The 292-nt window shown below is 69.5% G+C and carries 1 protein-coding gene; it reads right to left on the bottom strand.

Annotated features, from left to right (window positions below; genetic code table 11):
- The coding region (locus tag CVH10_RS19500; RefSeq protein ID WP_181244533.1) for a laccase domain-containing protein at positions 1–292 on the bottom strand (292 nt) is incomplete at both ends.

The following is a 292-nucleotide window of genomic DNA, read 5'->3' on the forward strand; positions in this document are numbered from 1 at the left end:
GGCCTGACCCAGGTCGGCCAGGGTGTCCACCCGGCTCAGCGAGAACAGCACCGCGCCCATGCCCAGGGTGATAGCGACGAAGCCGGGCAGGTCGAACTGGCGCTTGTCGTCGATTTCGCCGGGATGGAAGAAGCGGTCGCTGCCGGGATCGTGGTGGACGAAGCGCTCTTCGAAATCCGCGCCGACCTCATAGCTGGCAGGCGCGATGCACGGGCCGACAACGGCCAGGATGCGGCGCGGTTCGGCGCCCAGGGCCTGCATGGCCGAGACGGCGGAATGGACCACCCCGCCC

This window comes from Halomonas sp. ND22Bw (genome assembly GCF_003011945.1).
Taxonomy (GTDB): domain Bacteria; phylum Pseudomonadota; class Gammaproteobacteria; order Pseudomonadales; family Halomonadaceae; genus Halomonas; species Halomonas halophila.